The 23,152-nt window shown below is 51.2% G+C and carries 22 protein-coding genes; 12 read left to right on the top strand and 10 right to left on the bottom strand.

Annotated features, from left to right (window positions below):
• Window positions 1-114: 114 nt before the first annotated feature.
• The gene (locus IE054_RS14605; RefSeq protein ID WP_189407712.1) at window positions 115-1,236 is read left to right on the top strand and encodes an alkene reductase; all 1,122 of its coding nucleotides are present in this window, start codon (window positions 115-117) and stop codon (window positions 1,234-1,236) included.
• Window positions 1,237-1,271: 35 nt separating this feature from the next.
• Here the strand turns inward: IE054_RS14605 and IE054_RS14610 are convergent, their stop codons facing one another.
• Together IE054_RS14610 and IE054_RS14615 are read right to left on the bottom strand one after the other, a co-directional pair.
• Window positions 1,272-1,742: an SRPBCC family protein gene (locus tag IE054_RS14610; protein ID WP_189407714.1), complete on the bottom strand. Its 471-nt coding sequence runs from the start codon at window positions 1,740-1,742 to the stop codon at window positions 1,272-1,274.
• A gap of 57 nt (window positions 1,743-1,799) precedes the next feature.
• A complete protein-coding gene (locus IE054_RS14615; RefSeq protein ID WP_189407717.1) occupies window positions 1,800-3,578 on the bottom strand; it encodes a trans-sulfuration enzyme family protein in 1,779 nt (592 codons plus the stop codon).
• Window positions 3,579-3,699: 121 nt separating this feature from the next.
• On the opposite strand from IE054_RS14615, the gene IE054_RS14620 reads away from it, so the two are divergent.
• Window positions 3,700-4,647 (top strand): D-2-hydroxyacid dehydrogenase, encoded by a 948-nt coding sequence (locus tag IE054_RS14620; protein ID WP_189407718.1) that lies wholly within the window; start codon window positions 3,700-3,702, stop codon window positions 4,645-4,647.
• Here the strand turns inward: IE054_RS14620 and IE054_RS14625 are convergent.
• Together IE054_RS14625 and erpA are read right to left on the bottom strand one after the other, a co-directional pair.
• The gene (locus IE054_RS14625; RefSeq protein WP_189407721.1) at window positions 4,641-5,213 is read right to left on the bottom strand and encodes a glutathione S-transferase family protein; all 573 of its coding nucleotides are present in this window, start codon (window positions 5,211-5,213) and stop codon (window positions 4,641-4,643) included. The two genes, IE054_RS14620 and IE054_RS14625, sit on opposite strands and share 7 nt — an antisense overlap.
• Window positions 5,214-5,460: 247 nt before the next feature.
• Window positions 5,461-5,805, bottom strand: a complete 345-nt coding sequence (gene erpA / locus IE054_RS14630; RefSeq protein WP_189407723.1) for an iron-sulfur cluster insertion protein ErpA — start codon at window positions 5,803-5,805, stop codon at window positions 5,461-5,463.
• Window positions 5,806-6,049: 244 nt separating this feature from the next.
• Between erpA and IE054_RS17910 the strand changes: the two genes are divergently transcribed.
• Complete coding sequence (locus IE054_RS17910; RefSeq protein WP_268245073.1) at window positions 6,050-6,181, top strand: hypothetical protein; 132 nt, start codon at window positions 6,050-6,052, stop codon at window positions 6,179-6,181.
• Between the two features lie 337 nt (window positions 6,182-6,518).
• Here IE054_RS17910 and IE054_RS14635 read toward each other — a convergent pair whose 3' ends face one another.
• Entirely contained in the window at window positions 6,519-7,631 is a 1,113-nt protein-coding gene (locus IE054_RS14635; RefSeq protein ID WP_189407726.1) for a porin, read from the bottom strand.
• A gap of 288 nt (window positions 7,632-7,919) precedes the next feature.
• Window positions 7,920-8,183, bottom strand: coding sequence for a DUF2746 domain-containing protein (locus IE054_RS14640; RefSeq protein WP_189407728.1), 264 nt, complete (start codon window positions 8,181-8,183; stop codon window positions 7,920-7,922).
• Between the two features lie 377 nt (window positions 8,184-8,560).
• Between IE054_RS14640 and IE054_RS14645 the strand changes: the two genes are divergently transcribed.
• Window positions 8,561-9,391, top strand: coding sequence for a polyphosphate kinase 2 family protein (locus IE054_RS14645; RefSeq protein WP_189407730.1), 831 nt, complete (start codon window positions 8,561-8,563; stop codon window positions 9,389-9,391).
• Here the strand turns inward: IE054_RS14645 and IE054_RS14650 are convergent.
• A complete protein-coding gene (locus tag IE054_RS14650; RefSeq protein ID WP_189407733.1) occupies window positions 9,361-10,116 on the bottom strand; it encodes a DUF6776 family protein in 756 nt (251 codons plus the stop codon). The genes IE054_RS14645 and IE054_RS14650 overlap by 31 nt on opposite strands.
• 83 nt (window positions 10,117-10,199) lie before the next feature.
• Here IE054_RS14650 and IE054_RS14655 point away from each other — a divergent pair, with 83 nt between their 5' ends.
• The 3 genes from IE054_RS14655 to IE054_RS14665 are packed head-to-tail and all read left to right on the top strand — an operon-like array spanning window position 10,200 to window position 12,555.
• The gene (locus tag IE054_RS14655) at window positions 10,200-11,876 is read left to right on the top strand and encodes a chloride channel protein (RefSeq protein ID WP_189407897.1); all 1,677 of its coding nucleotides are present in this window, start codon (window positions 10,200-10,202) and stop codon (window positions 11,874-11,876) included.
• Window positions 11,877-11,898: 22 nt separating this feature from the next.
• Complete coding sequence (hemJ, locus tag IE054_RS14660; RefSeq protein WP_189407735.1) at window positions 11,899-12,324, top strand: protoporphyrinogen oxidase HemJ; 426 nt, start codon at window positions 11,899-11,901, stop codon at window positions 12,322-12,324.
• A gap of 48 nt (window positions 12,325-12,372) precedes the next feature.
• Complete coding sequence (locus IE054_RS14665; protein ID WP_189407737.1) at window positions 12,373-12,555, top strand: hypothetical protein; 183 nt, start codon at window positions 12,373-12,375, stop codon at window positions 12,553-12,555.
• On the opposite strand, the gene IE054_RS14670 is transcribed toward IE054_RS14665, so the two are convergent.
• Window positions 12,530-13,201: a UPF0149 family protein gene (locus IE054_RS14670; protein WP_189407739.1), complete on the bottom strand. Its 672-nt coding sequence runs from the start codon at window positions 13,199-13,201 to the stop codon at window positions 12,530-12,532. The two genes, IE054_RS14665 and IE054_RS14670, sit on opposite strands and share 26 nt — an antisense overlap.
• 210 nt (window positions 13,202-13,411) lie before the next feature.
• On the opposite strand from IE054_RS14670, the gene IE054_RS14675 reads away from it, so the two are divergent.
• Window positions 13,412-14,608 (top strand): Nramp family divalent metal transporter, encoded by a 1,197-nt coding sequence (locus IE054_RS14675; protein WP_189407742.1) that lies wholly within the window; start codon window positions 13,412-13,414, stop codon window positions 14,606-14,608.
• Window positions 14,609-14,762: 154 nt separating this feature from the next.
• Here IE054_RS14675 and IE054_RS14680 read toward each other — a convergent pair whose 3' ends face one another.
• Both IE054_RS14680 and typA read right to left on the bottom strand, forming a co-directional pair.
• Window positions 14,763-15,881: a MalY/PatB family protein gene (locus IE054_RS14680; RefSeq protein ID WP_189407744.1), complete on the bottom strand. Its 1,119-nt coding sequence runs from the start codon at window positions 15,879-15,881 to the stop codon at window positions 14,763-14,765.
• Window positions 15,882-16,182: 301 nt separating this feature from the next.
• Entirely contained in the window at window positions 16,183-18,015 is a 1,833-nt protein-coding gene (gene typA, locus IE054_RS14685; protein ID WP_189407747.1) for a translational GTPase TypA, read from the bottom strand.
• A gap of 430 nt (window positions 18,016-18,445) precedes the next feature.
• Here typA and glnA point away from each other — a divergent pair, with 430 nt between their 5' ends.
• The 4 genes from glnA (at window position 18,446) to glnG (ending at window position 23,134) form a co-directional block, all read left to right on the top strand.
• A complete protein-coding gene (gene glnA / locus IE054_RS14690) occupies window positions 18,446-19,855 on the top strand; it encodes a glutamate--ammonia ligase (protein WP_189407748.1) in 1,410 nt (469 codons plus the stop codon).
• 155 nt (window positions 19,856-20,010) lie between these two features.
• The gene (locus IE054_RS14695; protein WP_189407750.1) at window positions 20,011-20,523 is read left to right on the top strand and encodes a DUF4124 domain-containing protein; all 513 of its coding nucleotides are present in this window, start codon (window positions 20,011-20,013) and stop codon (window positions 20,521-20,523) included.
• 126 nt (window positions 20,524-20,649) lie between these two features.
• Window positions 20,650-21,732 (top strand): nitrogen regulation protein NR(II), encoded by a 1,083-nt coding sequence (gene glnL / locus IE054_RS14700; protein ID WP_189407752.1) that lies wholly within the window; start codon window positions 20,650-20,652, stop codon window positions 21,730-21,732.
• Window positions 21,725-23,134 (top strand): nitrogen regulation protein NR(I), encoded by a 1,410-nt coding sequence (gene glnG, locus IE054_RS14705; protein ID WP_189407755.1) that lies wholly within the window; start codon window positions 21,725-21,727, stop codon window positions 23,132-23,134. The genes glnL and glnG overlap by 8 nt, the downstream gene beginning before the upstream one ends.
• Window positions 23,135-23,152 lie beyond the last annotated feature (18 nt).

The raw sequence follows: 23,152 nt of genomic DNA on the forward strand, positions 1-23,152 counted from the left end.
AGCCAATTGCTATAACTCAGTTAATTTGGTGATGAGTCAGTGACTTGAAGAGAACCGTCTGCAGCCAAATAGTGTATTGACGATAAATTACCAAAAAGCGCAGAGGAGTAATGCATGGCAGACTCGCCGTTATTTGAATCCCAGCAATGGGCAGGATTCACACTAAAAAACCGCATGGTGCTGGCGCCACTTACCAGGGGCCGCGCAGGCAGCGAACGCATCCCGAATAAAATTATGGGTGATTATTACACGCAGCGTGCCGGCGCAGGTTTACTGATTTCCGAAGCCACGTCCATTTCAGAAGAAGCCAATGGCTGGGTCGATTCTGCCGGTATCTATAACCAGCAAATGGTTGATGGCTGGCGGTCAGTGACAACGCGGGTTCATGATGCCGGGGGACGCATCGTTCTGCAGCTCTGGCATACCGGGCGCGCTTCGCACAGCGATTTTCATGATGGTAAGCCACCCTTTTCTGCCTCCGCAGTGAAATTACAGGGCGATCAGATCCATACTCCAAATGGCAAGAAGGACTATGAAGTTCCACGCGCTATGGAGCAGGACGACATTGCGCGTACTGTCGAGGATTACCGTAAAGCGGCACAAAATGCTAAAGACGCCGGATTTGACGGCGTTGAGGTGCACGCTGCCAATGGTTACCTGATAAACCAGTTTCTGGACAGCCGCAGCAACCAGCGTGATGACGAGTATGGTGGCAGTATAGAAAACCGCTACCGTTTCTTAGGTGAGGTCATGGACGCTGTCCTGTCGGTATGGCCCGCCGCGCAGGTCGGGGTGCGACTATCTCCTAACGGCGTATTCAATGACATGGGCGCCGATGATTACCGGGAAACCTTTACCTATGTGGCGCAGCAACTGAACGCGCTTGAGCTTGGTTACCTGCATGTGATGGACGGGCTAGGTTTTGGCTTCCATGAACGCGGCGATCCTATGACACTGGCTGAATTCCGTGCATTATTTGACGGCATGATCATTGGCAACTGCGGTTACGACAAAGCCAGCGCTGAGCAGCGTATTGCCGACGGTGATGGCGATATGATTGCCTTTGGCCGCCCCTTTATTACCAATCCCGATTTGCCTGAGCGCTACCGGCACGATTACCCGCTGAACGACTTTGACGATCCTTCACAGTGGTATGGCGGCGGCGCTGAGGGCTACAGCGATTACGAATCCTATAAAGAGGCTTCAGGAAAAGCGTCGCTGGAATCGATGAGCTAGCCAGGCGTCATGGAAAACGTCACTCAGAGAGGCTGCTACTGCCTTTCTGAGTGGCTTGCATTGTCATGAAATGCGTCGCTTAGCGGCAGCGTCGCCAGTTGTTCCAGGCATGACATCCAGCCATTTTGATGCTGGTCCCTTTCTTCTTCGTTCATAAAGCCGGTTTGCGTCAGCGTTACTGTGGTCGTATCGGCGTCCTCGGCTTCAAAACGGATCTCCACCGCGGTCATGATCGACTCTTCTTCGTTATCTTCCCAGGCCCAGGAAAACGCCAGATGCTCATTCGGCACAATATGGGTGTACTGGCCGGTCAGTGAGTATTGCTGTCCCGACGGCTCCTGTAAGACAATACGATAGCGTCCGCCTTCTTCAAAGTCTGACATGACCTGTGCCACCATAGCCTCGCCAGGTGCAAACCACTCCATCAGCATACCAGGTTTGTGAAACGCCTCATAAATAGGCGTGAGCGGGGCGTGAAATGTTACATTTAGCGTAAAATGATACATGCCGATACCTCAGTAATATGAACGCGATGCCATACTACAGGGTATCAGCCCGCGACGCTATTTATCCAGCAATGAGGCCATGGCTGGGCTGTCTGCATAATGCTGACGGCTGATTTCACTGGCAATGCTATTGTAGAGCGCATCGATCTCGTCCGGCGATAAAAAGCCGTCACAGAATCCCGGCATGGCAGGCTCAATATAGTGCTTTGCCGCCAGCATAAAGTGCGCAATCAGTTGTTTCACATCATCGGTGCCCATGGCGATGCGCATGGTAGTCAGTTCAATACCGGCTTTTTTCTGCTCAGCTTCGCTTAATTCCGAGTGTGACGTCAGGGCCGGACACAGCACAATCGTATTAGTCTGTCCGATGCTGACCTGGTGACTGAAAGCGGGTTCCAGCGCATCGAAGAAACGCGTGAATACCTCGCGCTCCAGTCCCGCTGGCGCCATATCCACGGTAAACAACGCACACGGCCAGCCATGTTTATGTTGCTTCTCACACAAGCCGGCATTTTCGTGTTCCGCCAGCGCGTGACTGTTGACCCGGATCTTCGGATGCTTTTCCAGAAAACGCGTGAAGACCTGGGTATTTAGAACCTTATTCATCATGCGCAGCGGCAAGGTTTTCATGCCGTTGAGTACATCAAACGCTTTCTCCGAATCCAAAAATGCGCCTTTAATATAATAGACATCCCAGAACATGGTTTTCGACCAGTCATAGCCATTCATGCAGGCGCCTTTTGGCTGGAACATGCGATATGCCTCGGCAATCACCACCCCGGCGGTCGTGGCACCACTGCCACAGATATCCTTGGTATAACTGTGTACCACATAATCCGGCCGGCAGGCCTTGTCTGCATGGCGCAGCGGCTGGTGTAATACCGGCGTGGCCAGCGTAGAGTCCAGCATGACCAGTGAACCTTGCTGATGGGCATATTGGCAGATACCAGGCACATCCAGTACATAGCCATGGGGGTTACAGGGCGACTCTACATAAACGTGTATGTTTGCGCCTGCTTCCAGTCGATCTCCGTGATCCTTGCGCGCCTGATCCATGCAGGCAATAAACTCATCTTCGGTATAGCCGTCGAACCACACGAGTTGAATATCCATGCGGTTCGCACGGGCGTAAAAATCATGCAGCAACTGATAAACGCCACCATAAACATTGCGCGATACCACCAGCACGTCGCCGTGCGACAGCACATTTGAGAGCATGCCATCGATCGCCGCCATCCCAGAGTTAAAATTCCAGGCCAGATAGTCTGCAGAATACGGCCCCGCTTCCATATCAACAATGGCATTCGCCAGTGAAATATTGGTTGGATTTAACAAACGCGAATAGATTTGGTGCGTGAACTCTTTGCCCTGAAATGCATCATCCACCCACTCGGTGCAGGCATACACATACGTTGCCGTGCGCACAATCACCGGCGTAGCAGAAAACAGTGCCGTCACGTTATCAAACAGCGGATAGTGGCCCTGCGTCGCGCTACCACCGCCAAGGCTCTGATAGGTCGCCCGGAACGGGTTCTGCAGGGTGTCGAGAATTTTCGCAATCTGAAACGACAGGAATTTTTTCGCGTTGAAGTACGCCACCTTGTCTTCTTTACTTAGCGTTTTTAAGGTATTGCTGGTAACGTCCCACAGACGTGTCACGTCAGACTGGGCCTGATAAAGATGGCTGGCGGTGGCAGCCAGTGCCTGTCCGTACTCAGAGTCTGCGTTAATACCGAAATGTGAGAGCTGTTCGCCGACCAGCTCGTCAACAGACGACGCCTGCGTGGTATTACGGCGGGGCGAGAGTACTTTTGCGTGTTCGATGGGTGACTGCATAAATTGACATCCTTTATTTTTTCACCCAAATGTAATTTCTTACTAACACTTTATAAACATTATGACCTGACATTCTCCAATGGCGCAGGAAAGAAATGTTTACTGTTAAAACGAGGTACCTATGACCGAACCGTTACCGCTGACGATTCTAAGCCGTGATGCACAGCTGCTGCGCTCACTGCTGGAAGCCCGCCAATTGCCCGGGCTGCGTATAGACCAATGCGAAACGGCCCCCGCAGCAATCTCGTGTTCTGAGGTCCGTTTATTACTTGCCGACCCCAATTTAGCCGCTCAGATTGTGCCTGATTGTCAGCACCTGCGCTGGTGTCAGTCCACCTGGGCGGGCAATACACCGCTGCTGTCGCTGAGCAAGCGTGACTACCAGCTTACCGGCGTCAAAGGGATTTTTGGTACGCAGATGCGCGAGTATGTGCTTGCTTACCTGTTGTATTTTTCACGTAACATTGCCACGTTTAACCGGCAGCAACGCGACACGCCGCCGCATTGGGAAGAAGCCCCCATCAGCCGGCTGGCCGGACAGACACTGGGGATCCTCGGCGCTGGCTCAATTGCCAGCGAGGTTGCACCTGCCGCGAGAGCACTGGGCATGAAGGTGATTGGCATGAGCCGAAGAGGTGGCGAGGCACACGCGTTTGATGCCATCTATACGCCTGATCAGCAGCACCAATTTGCCGGTCAGTGTAATGCACTGCTTAATCTGCTGCCTGACACACCACAAACTGAGAACCTGATAGACAAAGCACTGCTGTCATCGCTGCCGGATGGGGCCATCTTAATTAACGCCGGACGTGGTAGCGCGATTGTCGATGATGATCTGCTTGATGCTCTGAATAACGGTACGCTGCGCGCCGCCGTACTGGATGTGTTCAGACAGGAGCCACTGCCCCCGACACATCCTTTCTGGCACCATGAGGCGATTTACATTACCTCACACACAGCAGCGATTTCACGGCCTGAAGACGTCATTGAGGTATTTGCGGCTAACGCGAAGCGCTTTATCAATGACGAGCCATTACACTACGTGTTTGATTTTGAGCGTGGCTACTGACGCGGATCGGTAGCCGTGACCTCGATGCGATCAACATGCCGCTCGCGAAATGCCCGCAATTCAGGAAAATCGGCCAGGTCGTGCAACTGACGGAATTCGACCCAGTCGATAAGTGTATAGAGGCTAATTTCCGGGTATGCCCAGCCACCGAACCCACCCTGTTCAAGTTGTGCTTCCAGGGTTTGCAGTACCGCTTCAATGCGTTCTTTTTGTAGCCGGAAGTGCAACTTGTCCTGACTGGTATCAATATCAGAACGATTCAGCAGTAATAACTGCACAAACGAGTCATTAGCCGCATCAATGAGGGTAAGCTGATTCTCCTGCTCCCAGTTCAGGTCGGTGTGGCCGAGTTTTTCGCCAAGGTACCGGTAAATGATCCGTGAATCGAAGAGCATTTGTCCGTCATCTTCCAGACACGGCACCTTCATTGTTGGGTTGCGTGAGGCCAATAGCTTACGATCCTCACCGGCAAAGATCTGCAGATCAATAAATTCGTGCGAGGTATTAGCAAGAATGATCCGGATGCGCCGGACGTAAGGTGATGTGGTTGAGCCATAGAGTTTCATGCAAACCTTCCTGTTTGTATTTCTGCATACAGACCGTCAGTTTATACCCAAAACTAGGGAAGATGCGAATAAGCCTATCATCACTTTTTGACTTAACCCGTTAGGCCTGCAAAAGACCGCCTTGACCAGGCACTTGGCTGTGAGCCTGAGCGGCGATAGACTTATTCGCACCTGCTCTAGCAGAGTTTAAACCATTCTAAGGACGAAAAGAGAGAGAATTGACGCCGCCGCAAAGGCGGCGCAGGGATCAGATGCTGAAGCTGGCGCCACAGCCACAGGTTGTTGATGCGTTGGGATTTTCAACCAGAAAGCGCGATCCTTCCAGGCCATCGACATAGTCGACGATGCCGCCAACCAGGTACTGCAAACTCATCGGGTCTACAACCAGTACCACGTCTTCTTTTTCAATGGTCATATCACCTTCATTCACTTTTTCGTCGAAGGTAAAGCCATACTGAAAGCCCGAGCACCCACCACCGGTGACATAGACACGTAATTTAAGGGCCGGGTTTTCCTCTTCGGTCACCAGCTCTTTGACTTTACGTGCCGCTGCATCAGAAAACTCAATCGGCAGCGCGGTCTCTACAGTCATATTCACCTCATTTATTACATTGCGCTCAGACACGGATTACCGGTGGATTATCTAATACCTGAGTGAACACATCAAGTATTTCCCGTGCCATACCCACCCTGTTCACATACAGAGCGTCATCGCCCCCCACGCACGACTTACCATTGGTTTATTACAGCAATATGACATTTTGTTGAAATATCACTGGACAAATAACCATCAAATGGCCTATTCTGAATACGCGGAAATAGATAAGGAGGCTTCTATGTTTAAATCGCTTAAGAAATTTTTCAAACGTAAGCATCCGTACACCGTGGCTTTCTACATTGGCAGAAAGAACACGCAACGTATTTTCGATTGTAAGATTAAGAAGAAATCTGAGTTACTGTCTAACTGATTGTTAACGAGACTGGTAACGTCAAGCATGCAGACACCTGCAAAGTGGTGATACAGCGTCACGAGTAGCGCGCGTTCTTAGCAAGATCTCCGTTCTCTGATACGTTTATTCCATCGTCCTGACGTGAATCTGACAACGTCGCAAAGAGAGTAGTATTTCAATACATGTCTCTGGCTTTAAAATAATGCCAACGACTGCCATCAGAACCTATTCTGTCTTTAGGAAGATGCAAACAAGCCTGGCGCCGCTCAGGTATAGTAACATCCTCCTCTACACTCGATGTGTACGCAGATGCTAAATCAAAAAAAGTAAAAAGGTCCGCAGTTCGCGGGCCTTTTTAAAAGCTTACATCCCATTGTATCCGATATCGCCATTCGTCGACGTCCGTCAGTAACGCCTGTGACTGTTCAAAGTACGTAGCATCAACGGTTACCTTGTTTTTATGTCCCTGAATAAAATAGTTAGCGGCAACCGCATATTCTGTTTGCGTTTTGTCTGTAACAGATTCCGGCTCATAGCTGGCGTAGCGTCCGGCCAGCTCCAGATGCTTCGGCCAGGCATCAACAAGCTGGTGAAAGAAATATCCCACCTGTACGTAGTAGCCCTTCAGATCTGTTTCAAGGTTATTATTACGGCGGTCTGTGATGGTTTTTTCGTGATACTCGGCCTGCGCACTGAGTCCGGCGTACTGAAATGCGCCATCAATATTAAACTGCGTTATTTCGAACTGGCCCGGCTGACCGGTATCAAAGCCAGTCAGGCTGCCACCGCCCGATGAGGAGAAGCGCGTATAACGACTGCGATTGGTGGCTGCTGCATAGGCAAAACTAAGCCTGGGCTGCGAACTGACCGACAGATCGCTGGCCACAAAGCCTACGCCGCCTCCCAGCGCGTTCCATTGTAACCGGCCAAAGTATAATGGCTGCGAATCATCATCCTGATTACTTCCCCGCCCGGTGCCTGTGCCAATACCGGCCCAGTAATTAAAATCCAGGGTTTCACCGGACTGAATATGTCCATAAACCGACACTGCCTGGTGGCGATCAATGGTGAAATGCCGATTTATGATTGAACGATCCAGCATCTGCTGGCCGCCACTACTTATACTGCGCTCCCGTGAGTATTCCAGCTTCCACTGTCCCAGCTTTACTTTCAGCGCGTCGTACTTTTCCATTCTGAAGCGGTAATCAAGCAGATAATTGTTTTTGAGATCATATTCCATGGAAAAGCGTAACCAGCGTTTGTACGCATGCCCTTTAATCTTTAAACGCGACCGATTGACACCAAACTCCGTGCCTTGCTCCTGGGCGTAGTCATCCCGGATCAGTGGCTGAGTGTCATCCGGCGTAGCATAGCGAAACTGAAACCTGGCATGAACATTAACCTTATAACGCTGATCCTCTGTTTGAAAAGTAATGCCTGGCTTGTCGTAGGAGGCTGTAACAGGCATGGCGTTCGCACTGCTTAACATTGCACCAGGCAAAGTAAAAAAGAGAGAGAGGGCACAACTGGCATTACGCATGAGACTGGATCCGGTTACTCGTTAGATGACGGCCGGTTCAGTCTATTGATGGCAAACACGTAGTCAATAAGACTGTCACAAAAATGACATAAAAACGACACAAAAGTGAAATATTACATTATTCCACTACTGTTCATTTATAAAAAACGACGTTATATATAACTGCTGATAATAGCTTTGGTTTATCTCTTACTTCACTGCTGGTATCTTCAGGTATCAATTGGGCCGTTTTGCTGGTTGCCTGAGACTGTCAATTTCTTCATTCAACTGATATTTTTTATCCGTCACAATGGCTTCAAGCACTTCCAGTCGTGCTTTAACGGCTTCAAATTCATTCGCAATTTTCTGCTTTTCAGAATTATTGAGTTCCGTGTTCATTTTGGCCATGTCCTTTTTGTGGCCTGTCCAGATACCGACAAATACAAGCGGCAGCACAAATGCAAACAGAATCACCAGAACGAAAATCATGCCTTGATCCATTTTTATCTCCAGCTGTGGCTCAGAAAGGTGCGAACAAAACGTTCCACCGGATAAGTATAGGTGACTCAGCTGGCCGCGACTGTGATCAATTGTGACAAAATGTATATACCTTCTGCTGCCAGCGTCAGAGGAACAACAGTGGCAAACCACACACGGGTTGACTAGGCTTAACGCTACAGAGAGCCGCACGCGGGTAAGGAAGATGCCATTGAGAAATTCAGCAACGAAGGTAAAACGCCGGTTGTCCCCTATCAGTTCGAAACACCAGTGACCTCCACGTTTATGTTGCGAAGTCACTCGAGCCGATGCCTGTCGTTGCAGTATTAGCGACGGTGAACAGCTGCGAAAAAAATTCCGGGTGAGAAGGTAACCTGCATATGAGTAATAACGCGTCAGCATTCCCGCTGCGACAGCCGCCTCAGCAATTAAGCGATGACCGCGCACATCCCCAAATAGGTACGAAAGCCGCGTACAAGGCTCGCCTCAAGCGTGGGCAACACACCCTTACCCACGTGCAGCAGTCTTACTACCATCAGCAACGCCGTGCGCTGCTGGTTATTGAAGGCTGGGATGCGGCAGGCAAAGGCGGTGCGATCAGGCGTATTACACGAAAGCTTGACCCGCGGGGCGTGCATGTCTATCCGATTGGCAGGCCTACACCAGAAGAACAGGGTCGGCATTACCTCTACCGCTTTAACACCCGTTTACCCTTACCTGGTCACTGGACCATCTTTGATCGCTCCTATTATGGCCGGGTACTGGTTGAACGGATTGAGGGTTTTGCCAGCGAACAGCAATGGCAACGCGCCTACCGTGAGATTAACGAATTCGAACGACAACTCACCGATGATGGCGTGCGTATTGTTAAGCTGTTTTTTCATATCAGTGCCGACGAGCAGGCAAAGCGTTTTTCTGAACGACTGCATAACCCCCACAAGCGCTGGAAGCTGACTGAGGAGGACCTGCGAAACCGGGCAAGACGTGACGATTATGAACGGGCAATCAATGACATGTTTGCACAGACAGACACGCTAGCGTGTCCCTGGCATCTTATTCAGGCTAACCATAAATGGCATGCCCGCATTGCCGCAATAGACACAATCGTCAGCGCATTGAGTGAAGGCATTGATATTGCTCCGCCGCCGATTGATGCGCAGGTTGTCGCGCTGGCAGAAGCTCAGTTAGATACCGTGTTTTCATCAGACTGAGTGTGTGCCGGAGGCCCATTGGGCACTGACAATACCTGCTGCCAGTCGAAGGTCGCTTCGTATTGCCCACGCAGCGTCGTGTACTGATACACGTTCGCCGAAAACGTCAGCGACTCCGGTATAAACGCGTCGGGCAACTGAATGTTGATATCGACATTCTGAAAAAACGTAAAGCGAAACGCCACTGGCCCGTCTGCAAAACTCTCTGTATTCGCCGTCGTGACAACGTGAGGCTTGCCCTCAAGGCTGCCCCGGATGGCGATTGCAAGCTCTCCTTTGATCACGGCTTTGTTATTGCGTTGCTGAAGCAGCACAAACTGTAACCGGAAGTGATGATGGCTGGCCGCTGGTGTCACTGTTATGCCATCGACAAAAAAGCCATCCTGGGTATTTTCAGGCGCCATTACCCGCTGATAAAAGCCAAGCTGCTCCCGCAGAGCAGCGACCTCCTCCTCAAGGTTTACCATCTGACGGGTTGTTTGCTCAAGCTCCATGCGGGATAAGGTCAGCTCTGCGGTGCGCTGGCTGAGCTTTTTTGCCAGCGCACGATTCTCGTCTTCCGCTTCCCGCAGGGTTTGTGTACGCGACTTGCTCTCAAACGCAGCCTGTTGATGCTGGTAGCTGGCCAGCCAGTACCCAAATACCAGCATCAATAACAGGCAGACAAAAACGATAAGTGTCAGGGCACTGCTACCAAACTTTTTGCGCAATGTATGAAGATCCATGTTCACTCAAGCAAACATAACATGATGAATTGAAAGCATTTGTGATAGACTACCTGACAATCGTTTCACTACCTTATCACACTATGTGGCTGTCTGTTCTTCGACATGAGGTTGCGCACCCGCGGACATCGGTTCAGCTTTGCCTGCTTGGCATTGTTGGCGGTGTACTGGCGGCATCGCTAATCATTGTATTTCGCCTGTGCGTGGAATGGTTGCAGCAGTATGGGTTTGGTACCTTGCGCGCCTGGTTTAATGACGAGTGGCCGGTATGGTTTCTGATGCCCCTGATAAGTGTCTTACTGATCCTCACCATCGCTTACATAACGGGCTTCAAACATTACCGCATGGGGATCCCTTTCGTTATTCACAGAGTGAAGCACTTCTACGGCTTCGTTCCTTTTCGCACCACAATTAATCAGTTTTTTGGCGGTATGCTGGCGCTGGCTGGCGGCTTTGTCGTTGGCCGGGAAGGGCCATCCGTGCATTTGGGCGCTGCCAGCAGCAGTTTTCTCGGACAATGGATGCGGCTCCCCTACAACAGTATTCGTATCCTGGCTGGTTGTGGTATTGCAGCCGGTATATCGGCGTCGTTTAACACACCGTTTGCTGCGGTCATTTTTGTTATGGAAGTAGTTTTGCGGGAATATAAAATTCATATTTTTGTCCCTGTGATGCTGGCCGCCGCCTGCGGCTCTGTGATGACTCGACTGGTGTTCGGTGAAATTAACGAGCTGTCCTTTTTATCGTTTGCAGCCTTCAGTGAGTGGATGTACGCCTACCTGATAGTGCTTGGTATTGTACTGGGCATGCTGGCCACTCTGTTCAATAATCAGCTGATGCGGGTGATGAAGCTGTTTCGTCCTGTCAGTATGATTTGGCGACTGATTCTGGCAGCCATCATCACAGGCGGTGTAGGAATGCTGTTACCCGACGCGCTGGGTGCAAACTTTATCGATGTGGAAACGCTTTTTGAACGCGATCCCGGCACCTTGCTGTTACTTGGTGTGCTGGCTGCAAAAGTCGTGCTGGCAGTTTTCGCGATTGGTCTTGGTGTGCCCGGTGGGATCATGGGTCCGGTCATGGTTATTGGTATGCTGGCCGGCGCGGTTCTGCTGATCCCGCTTTCAACCTTTTTGAATGTCGATGACTACACCAGTAGCTTTGCACTGCTGGGCGTGGCAGGTATGCTGACAGCAGTATTGCATGCGCCGCTGGCGGCGCTGTCTGCGGTTATGGAGCTGTCTTACAGCCCGCAGATCATTTTACCGGCCATGCTGGTCATCGTGCCGGCCTATGTGACATCTACCCAGTTTTTAGGAAACCGGTCTATTTTTATACGGCAACTGGATTATCAGAACCTCCCGTATGCCATTACTTCCATTCGTGAGTCGCTGGAAAAAACAGGCGTGTTAGCGGCGATGGAAAAAGACTTTAAACTGTTCCATGATGCCCCGGATAAAGCGATTGAAAACTATTTATCGAAGTCTCCCACTGCATTAGTGGTGCAGCAGTCACGGTTTGAACTGGACGTACAGTTTAAACAGGTACAGTTTGATGTCAGCCTCGAACATGGTGCAACGCCGTTAAGTTACCATCAGATGGAGGGGCTGCATTCACAGTCTACCCTGCACGAGGTGTATGAAAAACTAAAAAACGCGCGGGCCGGTGCGGTGTATATTTACGATGGCGCGCCGGATCAGATTATTGGCGTTATTACCTGGAACGTCCTTCAAAGCTTTTTACAACGTGCTCAGTATTAATGCCGTCATAAGAGAGTAACCTATGATTTTGTGGTTCAAAGCCCTGCACCTGTTTTTCATGCTGGCCTGGATGGCGGGTATATTCTATCTGCCCAGACTGTTTGTCTACCACGCTGAAGCAACATCGCGGACGGTGAAAGATCAGTTCAAAGTGATGGAGCGTCGTTTATGGTGGTTTGTCACGCCATTTGCCATTCTTACACTGATTTTCGGCCTGGCCCTGATTGGCACCTATGGCCTGACCTGGCTGAAGATGTCAGCGTGGCTGCATATAAAGCTGCTGTTAGTGCTTGGGTTGTATATTTATCATTTTTATTTGTATAAGCTGGTCAGGCAATTTGCCCGCGATGAAAATGATCGAAGCAGCCGGTTTTACCGTTTCCTTAATGAGATGCCGGTGCTGTTCATACTGGCCATTGTCATACTGGCTGTGGTTAAACCATTCTGAATTAGGATCCGCAGCGTTTTAACACGGTTTACTACAGGGAAGCGCAACATGGACGTCAGCAATCAACACCTTAAAGAGCTTCTGGAAAAGACAGATAATGCCTTCAAGGCACTGATGCAGGCTCCTGACTCAACAGAGCTGAATCAGGCCTATGATCGGGCCAAGCTGGATTTGGACAGTTATGTCAGTTCGCTAAGACATACGCTCAATCAGCGTCGTTCGCAGCGTTAGGCGGCTGTACAAACGTTTCAAACTGGTTAGGTAAGAGTCCGGCCAGTTCACCGGCGAGGGCCACATAGTCAGCAAGCTGTGCGGGCAACTGCCGCCACAGCAATGGCAGGTTTTCCTTCAACTGCATTGCCTGCGCCTCATTGCGCGCCTTGAGCGCCATAGCCGTATCAGAGAGCGTGGTAAACAGCCGCAGAGCCCGTTTGAGTCTGACCGCTCTGGATTCTGCCTGTTCATCTGTGTCGGCCGCATCATCCCAGGCGCGTTGCCAGTCCCCTTCCACGTGCTGATGCGCTAACAGTGCACCAGTCAGCCACTGGCTGACCTGGGCCGGAATACCGCCTTCTTTCTCGCGCGCCCACTCACAGTCTGCCGGTAGTCCCACCTGTTCGTTTCTCATCAAAGCGAGATGGTCGCGCAAACAGGTCATCAGAGTATCCGCTATGATGTCTACATCATCACTGCGCAGACTTGTCTCACTGCCACGTATCAGCCATGGCATCCAGCGTTCCGGCATTGGAATTTCCGGTGCCGCAGCAATGGCAAAGATAAATCCATCGGTTTCATGCTGAGGTGGCAACACGCCGGCCATAGCCGTGTGCTGATAAAGCGGTGTCAGATTGTCAAACGGCGTTTCTGGCTGGCTCATAATTTCCTCTATCACTGCGCTTGCGTTAACTTATTGCAAAACGCTAGACTGTGCGGCTTTTCGACCCGGTCAAACATTCGCCGGCGTGTGCGTTTGTGCGCGGGGTCACCGGAACGCGACAACAGACAGGCAATGCAGCTATCGTGTGACGGTTATCGCTGTGCGTCTGTTGTTGTACTCGTAACACTAACCCTTAAAAGAGTAGTTAGCATGGCAAAAGACAAATCCGGATTCATTATCGCCGCTGCATTTATCGGTCCAGGCACCGTCACTACCGCCAGTCTGGCCGGCGCCAACTTTGGCTTTCACCTGATTTGGGCTCTGATTTTTTCAATCTTTGCCACCATTGTATTACAGGATATGGCAGCAAGGCTGGGCGTGGCAACCGGAAAAGGTTTATCGGCAGGCATGAAGGACATGGTGTCCAGCCCCCTGCTGCGGGGCTTTTTTATTGCGCTGATCGTCAGTGCCATCGGTATTGGCAATGCTGCCTATGAGTCTGGGAATCTGACCGGCGCTGCGATTGGCCTGGATGCCTTTATTGCGATAGGCAGCGGAAACTGGGCGATGATCTTGGGCGCCATATCCGCACTGTTGTTATGGACCGGCAAACACCAGTGGATAGAGTCCACACTGGTTTACCTGGTCTTCATCATGGCTGGGGTATTTTTGCTTACGCTGTTGGTGGCCATGCCAGATATCGGGGCCATGCTTACACAGGCATTTTCACCACAACTGGATGTAAGCAGTATCACTACCGTGCTGGCACTGATTGGCACAACGATTGTCCCTTACAACCTGTTTTTACACGCCAGTCTGGTCGCCAAAGCCAGTCAGGGACAGGATAAAACCACTGCAATCAAAGCCAGTCGTAAACAATCGGCCATGGCGATTTCCATGGGCGGAATGATTACGCTTATTGTTGTCGCGACTGCCATGATGGCGTTTTTCCAGCAGGCCGCGACAATGGATGCCGGCAACATGGGCGAGCAGTTAAAACCGGTACTCGGCGATAAAGCGCAGTGGTTCTTTGCGCTTGGTCTGTTTGCCGCGGGCCTGACCAGCGCAATTACTGCACCGCTGGCCGCTGCCTATGCGGTATGCGGGGCGCTGAATTTATCCGATGACATGAGAAGTAAACACTTTCGCGCCATATGGCTGGCAATAATCGTTTGTGGTGTCGTCGTGGCAGGTGCGGGCTTTAAACCACTGCCGGCAATTCTGTTTGCGCAGGCGACCAATGGCCTGCTGTTGCCCATTATCGCTATTTCCCTGCTTATTGTGATGAATAAAAGCAATGCGCTGGGTGAATTCAGAAACGGCCTGTGGAGCAACCTGGCCGGGGCGCTGGTCGTATCGGTGGTCGTTGGACTGGGCGCATACAAGTTGTTTGGATTAATCGCCTAGGGAAGTTCTTACCAAAGGATTAGCCATTGCCTGCGAAAACTGCCTTGCGACTGCGCACTTCAGGACTCGCTGAGTGATGATAGACTTGTTCACATCTTACCTCGCAGTATCACGCGCTGGTGTACTCTGCACCAGCGCGGATCGGTCTGACAGATCAGCTTTCCAGGCGTGTCAGAATGGCGTCGAGCATACTGCGGCTGCAGCCATAGTTGAGCCGGAAGAAATCGCGGGCGTGAAAGTCCAGCCCTGGGGATGGTCCCACACCCTTCTCTTCAGCCCACTGCTGCACATTGCTGACGCCCAGTCCGCTGGCATCCACCCAGCCGAGAAAGGTTGCTTCCGGTGACTGCATAGATAACCCCTCTATGGCGTTAATGCGGCTGACGACCTCGTCACGGTTACCCCGTAAATAGCGAAGCTGCGCCTGATGCCAGTCGTCACACTGCGTAAACGCGGCTTCGGTGGCAATTAAGCCCATCACATTCACCCAGGGCACAATTCCTGCCGCAGCCTGCGTAAACCGGGCGCGCAGCTTTTTGTCCGGGATCACGGCAAAGGCGGCGCCCAGTCCCGCTACATTAAAAGTTTTACTGGCTGCCATCAAAGTAATCGCCTGTGATGAAACGCGACCGGCAGGAATGTGCGACAGGCCCGGCTCCAGAATTAAATCGCAATGAATTTCATCGCTACACAGGGTCACGTCATTCGCGTCACAAATATCAATGACACGTTGCAGTTCATCCTCCCGCAATACCGTACCCACCGGGTTCATTGGATTGCACAAAACCAGCAGCTTGCATCGCGGATCAGCGGCTTCGCGTTGAAGCACGTCAAAGTCCAGCATCGGCCGCGAACCTGACATCACGGTTGGTACGTCCACCCGCTCCATCTCATTAAGCTTGGGCGCAGCCAAAAGCGGCGGATAGTTCGGCGTCTGAATTAATACCTTATCACCCGGCTCGCAGTATGCGTTGCAGGCAACGTTAAACGCGGGCACGACGCCGGGCGTCCAGACAATCCAGTCTTTCTCGACCTGCCAGTCGTGTTTGTCAGCCAGCCAGCGCTGCACTGCTTCAATGGCCGGCGTATATTGCGATGGCAGCACATAGCCAAGATTCCCCTCAGCCAGCTTGTCGCCCAGCGCCTCCAGGATCGGCGATGCACAGCGAAATTCCGTATCGGCCACCCAGGCCGGAATGACATCCTGGCCCTTATACTTCTGCCATTTAAACGAATAAGTCTCTTTGCGGTCGGGCGTGTCATCAAAACTCATAGTGCTGAAGGATCCTCGTCGTTGGGGATGATTGATACTGACGCGCGTTGAAAACTGCGGTCAACGTGATATTAACTCGTAATAGCCGGCGACAGCCATTACCTGCGATGCCTGTCTTACAACTACGCACTTCAGGCGTGCTGAGTGACGTTAGTCCTGTATCGCTTCCCTAGTGTAAGAGTTGACCTTGATGCATACCAGCCTCTGTGGTTAGAACTTTTTATGCTGACTTAGTGTTACTCACAGATACAAACAAAAACGCCGGCTTAACGCCGGCGTTTATCAGAGACAAAGCGGAGGCTTAGCCCTTTTTCTCACGTGAGGCGCGTTTACGCTCATTTTCGGTAAGGAATTTCTTACGGATACGAATGTTTTCCGGTGTGACTTCTACCAGTTCATCGTCGTCAATGAACTCCAGCGCCTGCTCCAGTGACATTCTTACCGGTGGTACCAGGGTCTGCGCTTCGTCCGTACCTGAGGCACGGACGTTGGTCAGCTGCTTGCCTTTCAGTGCATTCACGGTCAGGTCGTTTTCGCGGCTGTGAATGCCGATAACCATGCCTTCGTACACTTCCACACCATGACCAATAAACAAACGGCCACGTTCCTGCAGGTTAAACAGCGCGTTAGTCAGCGCTTTACCCGGTGCATTGGCAATCAGAACACCGTTTTTACGCTTACCAATAATACCGCCTTTGTAAGGGCCGTAATGATCAAACGTGTGATACAGCAGGCCAGAACCTGATGTCAGCGTCATAAACTCTGTCTGGAAGCCAATCAGGCCACGGCTTGGAATAATAAAGTCGATACGAACCCGACCTTTTCCGTCCGGCGACATATTGGTCATTTCTGCTTTACGCAGACCCAGTTGCTCCATAATAGAGCCCTGGTGCTCATCCTGACAGTCAACTGTCAGGGTTTCGAATGGTTCCATCCACTGACCATCTTCTTCACGCAGAATAACTTCCGGACGTGATACAGCCAGCTCATAGCCTTCACGGCGCATGTTTTCAATGAGGATCCCCAGGTGCAGTTCGCCACGACCTGACACTCGGAATTTATCCGGGTTGTCCGTTTCTTCGACGCGCAGGGCAACATTGTGTACCAGTTCATCCTGCAGACGTTCAAGGATATTCCGTGACGTTACATATTTACCCTCTTTACCTGCAAACGGCGAGGTATTTACCTGGAAGGTCATGGTAACGGTGGGTTCATCTACCGTCAGTGCTGGCAACGCTTCCGGTGCAGAAACGTCGCACACAGTGTCAGAAATCTTCAGTTCACCCAGTCCGGATATCGCAATGATGTCACCGGCACTGGCCATCTCGGTTTCATGGCGCTGAAGACCAAGGTAGCCATAAATCAGACCGACTTTGCCGTTGCGCTTCTCACCATCAGCGGTAACTATCGTCACCTGCTGGTTTGGCTTGACCATGCCACGCTTAATTCGGCCAACGCCAATAACCCCTACGTAAGAGTTGTAATCAAGCTGAGAAATCTGCATCTGGAACGGGCCATCATTATCGGCATTCGGTGCAGACACCTGCTCAACAATGGTTTCGAACAGCGGCGTCATGTCAGTGCCGGTTTCTTCAGAATCACGGGATGCCCAGCCATTCAGCGCTGACGCGTAAACCACTTCGAAGTCCAGTTGTTCGTCGGTTGCACCCAGGTTGTCGAACAAATCAAACACCTGATCCATCACCCAGTCAGGACGTGCGCCCGGCTTATCAATTTTGTTGATCACAACAATTGGTTTTAAGCCCTGAGCAAATGCTTTTTGCGTCACAAATCGGGTTTGTGGCATCGGACCTTCCTGGGCATCAACCAGCAACAGTACTGAGTCAGCCATTGACATAACCCGCTCTACTTCGCCACCAAAGTCGGCGTGTCCAGGGGTATCAACGATGTTGATGCGGTAGTCGTTCCAGTTAATCGCGGTGTTCTTCGCCAGAATCGTGATACCGCGTTCTTTCTCAATATCATTGGAGTCCATGATCCGCTCTTCAACTTCCCCACGACTTTCCAGCGTGCCGGACTGTTGGAGCAGCTTGTCTACCAATGTGGTCTTGCCATGGTCGACGTGCGCAATGATTGCAATATTACGCAATTTATTAATATCAAAGGTATTCATGCATTGAGCCTGTTAGTTGGCGCCTGAGTCACGTTGGCGTCAGGTCGCTGTATGAGTTGATACTCGAAGAATTTTGGCGCGGATTGTACAGAAAAAGCCCGGCATTTGCGTCCTTTTTTTTCCATTCTCTACAGACTGGTCAGTAAAAGCTATATACCTGCGCACATTCGCCCGGTTGTTTTTTGATTCAGACTGGCAAGCTTATCGGCTATCCACTAGGCTTAACATTCATAAGCACCGAGCCATTGCACCAACATAGGCCACCATTGCACCATAATAATGCACACAAACTGTTAATTGCGCCCTCCCTTCCCTGCTACCCCGCATTTTTTCGCTGTAAGGCATATGGCACGAATATCGCTTATTTTTATCAACTTGTTGGAGTGCTCAAGAACACTTCGCATTTTTACATTGAAACCTGGAGGACACGATGTCAGTAGAAAAGGCATTAGAGCTGATCAAAGAAAGTGAAGCGAAATTTATCGATATGCGCTTTACCGATACAAAAGGTAAAGAACAACACGTATCAATCCCTGCAAGCCAAGTTGACGAAGAGTTTTTCGAAGAAGGCAAAATGTTCGATGGCTCATCCATTTCTGGCTGGAAAGGGATTAACGAGTCTGACATGGTGCTGATGCCTGATCCTGAGTCAGTGGTACTGGACCCGTTTGCTGAAGAGGTTCAGGTTAACGTACGCTGCGATATTCTTGAGCCTTCTACGATGGAAGGTTACGAGCGTGACCCACGCTCTGTCGCCCGCCGTGCAGAAGAATACCTGAAGTCCACCGGCATTGGTGACACCGTCTTTTTCGGCCCGGAGCCCGAATTCTTTTTGTTTGACGATGTGAAGTTCAAAACGGACATGTCAGGCTCTTTCTACAAGATTGACTCATCGGAAGCAAAATGGAACTCAGATGCAGAGTTTGAAGGCGGCAACCTTGCTCACCGTCCGGGTGTTAAAGGCGGTTACTTCCCGGTTCCACCGGTCGACTCTGCGCACGACATTCGCGGCGCAATGTGTCTGGTAATGGAAGAAATGGGACTGACCATTGAAGCTCACCACCACGAAGTGGCTACTGCAGGTCAGAACGAGATTGCCACCGAATTTAATACGCTGGTGAAAAAAGCTGATGAAATGCAGATTTATAAGTATGTCGTGCACAACGTGGCAGATGCATACGGCCTGTCTGCGACATTTATGCCTAAGCCTGTCGTTGGCGATAACGGCTCAGGCATGCACTGTCACCAGTCTATCTCGAAAGATGGTAAGAATATTTTCGCGGGTGACAAATATGCAGGCCTGTCAGATGAAGCCCTGTATTATGTCGGTGGTATCATCAAACACGCGCGTGCCATTAACGCCTTTGCCAATGCGTCAACAAACTCGTATAAGCGTCTTGTGCCTGGTTTTGAAGCACCGGTTATGCTGGCTTACTCAGCGCGTAACCGTTCTGCGTCTATTCGAATCCCGTACGTTACCAGCGATAAAGCGCGTCGCATTGAGGTTCGCTTCCCTGACCCAACCGGTAACCCTTACCTGGCGTTCTCTGCAATGCTGATGGCGGGCCTGGACGGCATTAAGAATAAAATTCATCCTGGCGATGCAATGGACAAGGATCTGTATGATCTGCCAGCAGAAGAAGCGGCGGAAATCCCAACCGTTGCCGATTCACTGGAAATGGCACTGGAAGCCCTGGACAATGACCGTGACTTCCTGAAGGCTGGCGGCGTAATGACCGACGACATGATTGATGCCTACATTGCGCTTAAGCAAGAAGATGTCACGCTACTGAAAATGACCACGCATCCGGTTGAATTCGACATGTACTACAGCGTCTAACGCAAAAATGTACAGCGTATAAATGCATATACATAAAGCCCGCAGTCGCGGGCTTTTTTTATGCCCGGCGCTGCACTAAGATAAACCTGTTCGCGTATACCCAATCTGTAAGCGAATAAAAAACGTCAGACCCACTCTCTATTTCGGAGCATCTTATGCGTCACTGGCTCTTACTCTTCGGACTATTAAGTAGCGTTGCCACGGCGCAGGTTTACAAAGTTGTGCAGGAAGATGGCACGGTACTGTACACCGATGATCCGGTCGCAGGCAGCGAACAGATTGAGTTTGACGACGCCACTCGAAATGTTGCAACGCCGTTGGCGACACCTACGCCCCCGAAACCATCCCCCGCTGACGACAAAGAAAAGCCGCAGTACAACGTATCGATAAGTACTCCTCAGCCCGAAGCTACTATTCGGGACAACCGTGGCAACGTTACCATACGCGCCCAGAAAACCCCTGCCAATGCCGCTGTACGATTCCAGTTAGTGTTCGATGGTAAAGCCCGCCAGACCAATAACAGCGGTGTTTTCGCACTGACTGGCGTAAACCGCGGCGCACACAACTATCAGGTAAAATTGCTTGATAATAAGGGCAAGACTCTTGCATCTACCCCGTCACAGACATTGTATTTGCACCAGGCATCGGTGCTGATCAATAACAATTGACGGTCAATTGTAGCGCAGCCCCCGCACCATAGCGGTTCACACTGGGTGTGACAGTCAGAAGATAATCTGACGAATGGAACCGCTGCCGCTATAATGCACCAAATATGTGCAAGGAGACATTCCTGAATGCAGGTACCGGCGTTCGACACCCAACAATTAGTGAATAGCCTCAACACCGCCCTGGTGATGGTCGACCGGAGTTTACAGATTGTTTTTATTAATCATGCCGGCGAAGCCTTGTTTGAAACGGGTGCGAAGCAGTTGCTCGGACACCCGCTGAGTGACTTTTTTATGCCCGGCGTGATTGACGAGGCGCGCCTGCGTGCCGCCATCCGGCGCGGTGAAGACTTCACGGAAAACGAGGTAAGGCTGGTATTTCGCGAGAGTCGCTGTGTTCTCGCCGATTTGACGGTCAGTAACCTGTCTACGCAGGACGGACCGAAGCTACTATTCGAAGTGAAGAAGATTGATCAGCAAAAGCGCATATCGCGGGAAAACCTGCAGCATGCCCAGCACTATGCCGCTCGCGAATTAATCAGGGGCCTGGCGCATGAGATCAAAAACCCATTGAGCGGGATCCGCGGGGCCGCGCAATTGCTGGAAAAAGAGCTGAGTGCGGAGCACAGTGAATTTACCAAAATGATCATTGATCAGTCCGATCGCCTGCGTAACCTGGTCGACCGGTTACTTGGTCCGAATTCACTGCCACGTCTGTCCTGGAGCAACCTGCATCAGGCGCTGGAGCAGGTACGCAGTCTGATGCGGTTTGATTCAGATACACCGATAGTCATTATTCGTGATTACGACCCGTCTATCCCGGACCTGCACATGGATCAGGACATGATCCAACAGGCGGTGCTGAATATTGTCAGAAACAGCGTTCAGGCACTGACCGACAGCCATGTCGACAACCCGAAAATTGAACTGGTAACCCGGGTGGAACGGCAAATGACAATACAGGGCCGGCGCCACCCGCTGGTTGCCAAAATCAAAATTTCTGATAACGGTCCCGGTATTCCTCCGGAAATTAAAGATACGTTATTTTATCCCATGGTCAGCAGCAAACAGAATGGCTCCGGGCTCGGCTTATCGATTGCACAAACCCTGATTAATCATCACGGTGGCAAAATCGATGTAGACAGCCGCCCTGGACAGACTGAGTTTGTTCTGTACCTGCCCATTCATAGAAAGGAGTCAGCCTATGAATAGTGAATCTGTTTGGATCGTCGATGACGACAGCTCTATTCGCTGGGTACTGCAAAAAGCGCTACAGGCTGCCAATATTGGCTGCTTTTGCTTTGAGAATCCTGAAGATTTGTTACGCCAGCTCTCAAGCGGCAATGCGCCGGAAGTGATCATTTCAGATATTCGTATGCCACAAATGGATGGAATGACGTTGCTCGAAGAGGTTCACCGCAGCCACGCGTTACTCCCGGTAATTATCATGACTGCACACTCTGACCTGGATAGCGCGGTCAACGCTTATCAAAGCGGGGCCTTCGAGTACCTGCCCAAGCCTTTCGATATTGATGAAGCGGTCTCACTCACTCAGCGGGCACTGGCGCATGCACGGGAACAGTCCAGCAACCAAAAGCCGCCTCAGGATGAGGCCGTCACCGAAATAATCGGTGAAGCACCGGCCATGCAGGAAGTGTTCAGAGCTATTGGCCGCCTGTCCCGCTCATCCATCAGCGTGTTGATAAATGGTCAGTCAGGTACTGGTAAAGAGCTGGTTGCACAGGCGCTGCACCGGCACAGCCCGCGTGCGTCGAACCCGTTTATCGCGCTCAATATGGCCGCTATTCCGGCAGATTTGGTCGAGTCGGAGTTGTTTGGTCACGAAAAAGGCGCGTTTACAGGCGCGCAGAATGCCCGTCAGGGACGCTTTGAGCAGGCCAATGGCGGTACCCTGTTTCTGGATGAAATTGGTGATATGCCCCTGGATGTGCAAACCCGCTTACTGCGGGTACTGGCCGACGGTCAGTTTTATCGGGTAGGCGGGCATCAGTCTGTAACCGTTGACGTACGGATTATTGCCGCCACTCACCAGAATCTGGAGCAGCGTGTTGCTGAAGGTAAGTTTCGTGAAGATTTGTTTCACCGGTTAAACGTCATTCGTATTCATCTTCCTTCGCTTGCCGAACGTCGCGAAGACATTCCGCTGCTGGCCCGCCACTTTTTACGCAGTGCCTCCCACGAGCTGGATGTGGAAAGCAAAACACTCAGCAAACAAACCGAAAAACTGATCAGTCAGTTGCCCTGGCCGGGTAATGTACGCCAGCTGGAAAACGTGTGCCGCTGGCTGACTGTAATGGCCAGTGGTCAGGAAGTCCTGCCGGGCGACCTGCCACCGGAAATTCATATGGACAGCCACGCTTCAGGCGGTGTGGCGGAGCAAAGCGACTGGCCGACACTCCTTGCCGCCTGGACCGACAAACAACTCAGAGAGGGGCATTATAATATTCTAAACGATGCCATGATTACGATTGAAAAAATCATGCTGGAACGGGCGCTTCAGCATACTCACGGGCATAAGCAGGATGCCGCCCGACGACTCGGCTGGGGACGTAATACGCTGACCCGCAAGCTCAAAGAGCTCAACGTTAGCTAACGCCGGGACGTCACGTCC

Origin of the sequence: Alteromonas halophila, assembly GCF_014651815.1 — a bacterium.
Lineage (GTDB): Bacteria > Pseudomonadota > Gammaproteobacteria > Enterobacterales > Alteromonadaceae > Alteromonas > Alteromonas halophila.

Coding starts and splice junctions, on each gene's coding strand:
- IE054_RS14620 (WP_189407718.1), top strand. CDS start 3,700: ATGACCGAACCGTTACCGCTGACGATTCTAAGCCGTGATGCACAGCTG.
- typA (WP_189407747.1), bottom strand. CDS start 18,015: ATGAATACCTTTGATATTAATAAATTGCGTAATATTGCAATCATTGCG.
- IE054_RS14680 (WP_189407744.1), bottom strand. CDS start 15,881: ATGAGTTTTGATGACACGCCCGACCGCAAAGAGACTTATTCGTTTAAA.
- IE054_RS14605 (WP_189407712.1), top strand. CDS start 115: ATGGCAGACTCGCCGTTATTTGAATCCCAGCAATGGGCAGGATTCACA.
- IE054_RS14640 (WP_189407728.1), bottom strand. CDS start 8,183: ATGGATCAAGGCATGATTTTCGTTCTGGTGATTCTGTTTGCATTTGTG.
- IE054_RS14625 (WP_189407721.1), bottom strand. CDS start 5,213: ATGAAACTCTATGGCTCAACCACATCACCTTACGTCCGGCGCATCCGG.
- erpA (WP_189407723.1), bottom strand. CDS start 5,805: ATGACTGTAGAGACCGCGCTGCCGATTGAGTTTTCTGATGCAGCGGCA.
- IE054_RS17910 (WP_268245073.1), top strand. CDS start 6,050: ATGTTTAAATCGCTTAAGAAATTTTTCAAACGTAAGCATCCGTACACC.
- IE054_RS14695 (WP_189407750.1), top strand. CDS start 20,011: ATGCGTCACTGGCTCTTACTCTTCGGACTATTAAGTAGCGTTGCCACG.
- IE054_RS14655 (WP_189407897.1), top strand. CDS start 10,200: ATGTGGCTGTCTGTTCTTCGACATGAGGTTGCGCACCCGCGGACATCG.
- hemJ (WP_189407735.1), top strand. CDS start 11,899: ATGATTTTGTGGTTCAAAGCCCTGCACCTGTTTTTCATGCTGGCCTGG.
- glnG (WP_189407755.1), top strand. CDS start 21,725: ATGAATAGTGAATCTGTTTGGATCGTCGATGACGACAGCTCTATTCGC.
- glnA (WP_189407748.1), top strand. CDS start 18,446: ATGTCAGTAGAAAAGGCATTAGAGCTGATCAAAGAAAGTGAAGCGAAA.
- IE054_RS14670 (WP_189407739.1), bottom strand. CDS start 13,201: ATGAGCCAGCCAGAAACGCCGTTTGACAATCTGACACCGCTTTATCAG.
- IE054_RS14635 (WP_189407726.1), bottom strand. CDS start 7,631: ATGCCTGTTACAGCCTCCTACGACAAGCCAGGCATTACTTTTCAAACA.
- IE054_RS14650 (WP_189407733.1), bottom strand. CDS start 10,116: ATGGATCTTCATACATTGCGCAAAAAGTTTGGTAGCAGTGCCCTGACA.
- IE054_RS14615 (WP_189407717.1), bottom strand. CDS start 3,578: ATGCAGTCACCCATCGAACACGCAAAAGTACTCTCGCCCCGCCGTAAT.
- IE054_RS14645 (WP_189407730.1), top strand. CDS start 8,561: ATGAGTAATAACGCGTCAGCATTCCCGCTGCGACAGCCGCCTCAGCAA.
- IE054_RS14610 (WP_189407714.1), bottom strand. CDS start 1,742: ATGTATCATTTTACGCTAAATGTAACATTTCACGCCCCGCTCACGCCT.
- glnL (WP_189407752.1), top strand. CDS start 20,650: ATGCAGGTACCGGCGTTCGACACCCAACAATTAGTGAATAGCCTCAAC.
- IE054_RS14675 (WP_189407742.1), top strand. CDS start 13,412: ATGGCAAAAGACAAATCCGGATTCATTATCGCCGCTGCATTTATCGGT.
- IE054_RS14665 (WP_189407737.1), top strand. CDS start 12,373: ATGGACGTCAGCAATCAACACCTTAAAGAGCTTCTGGAAAAGACAGAT.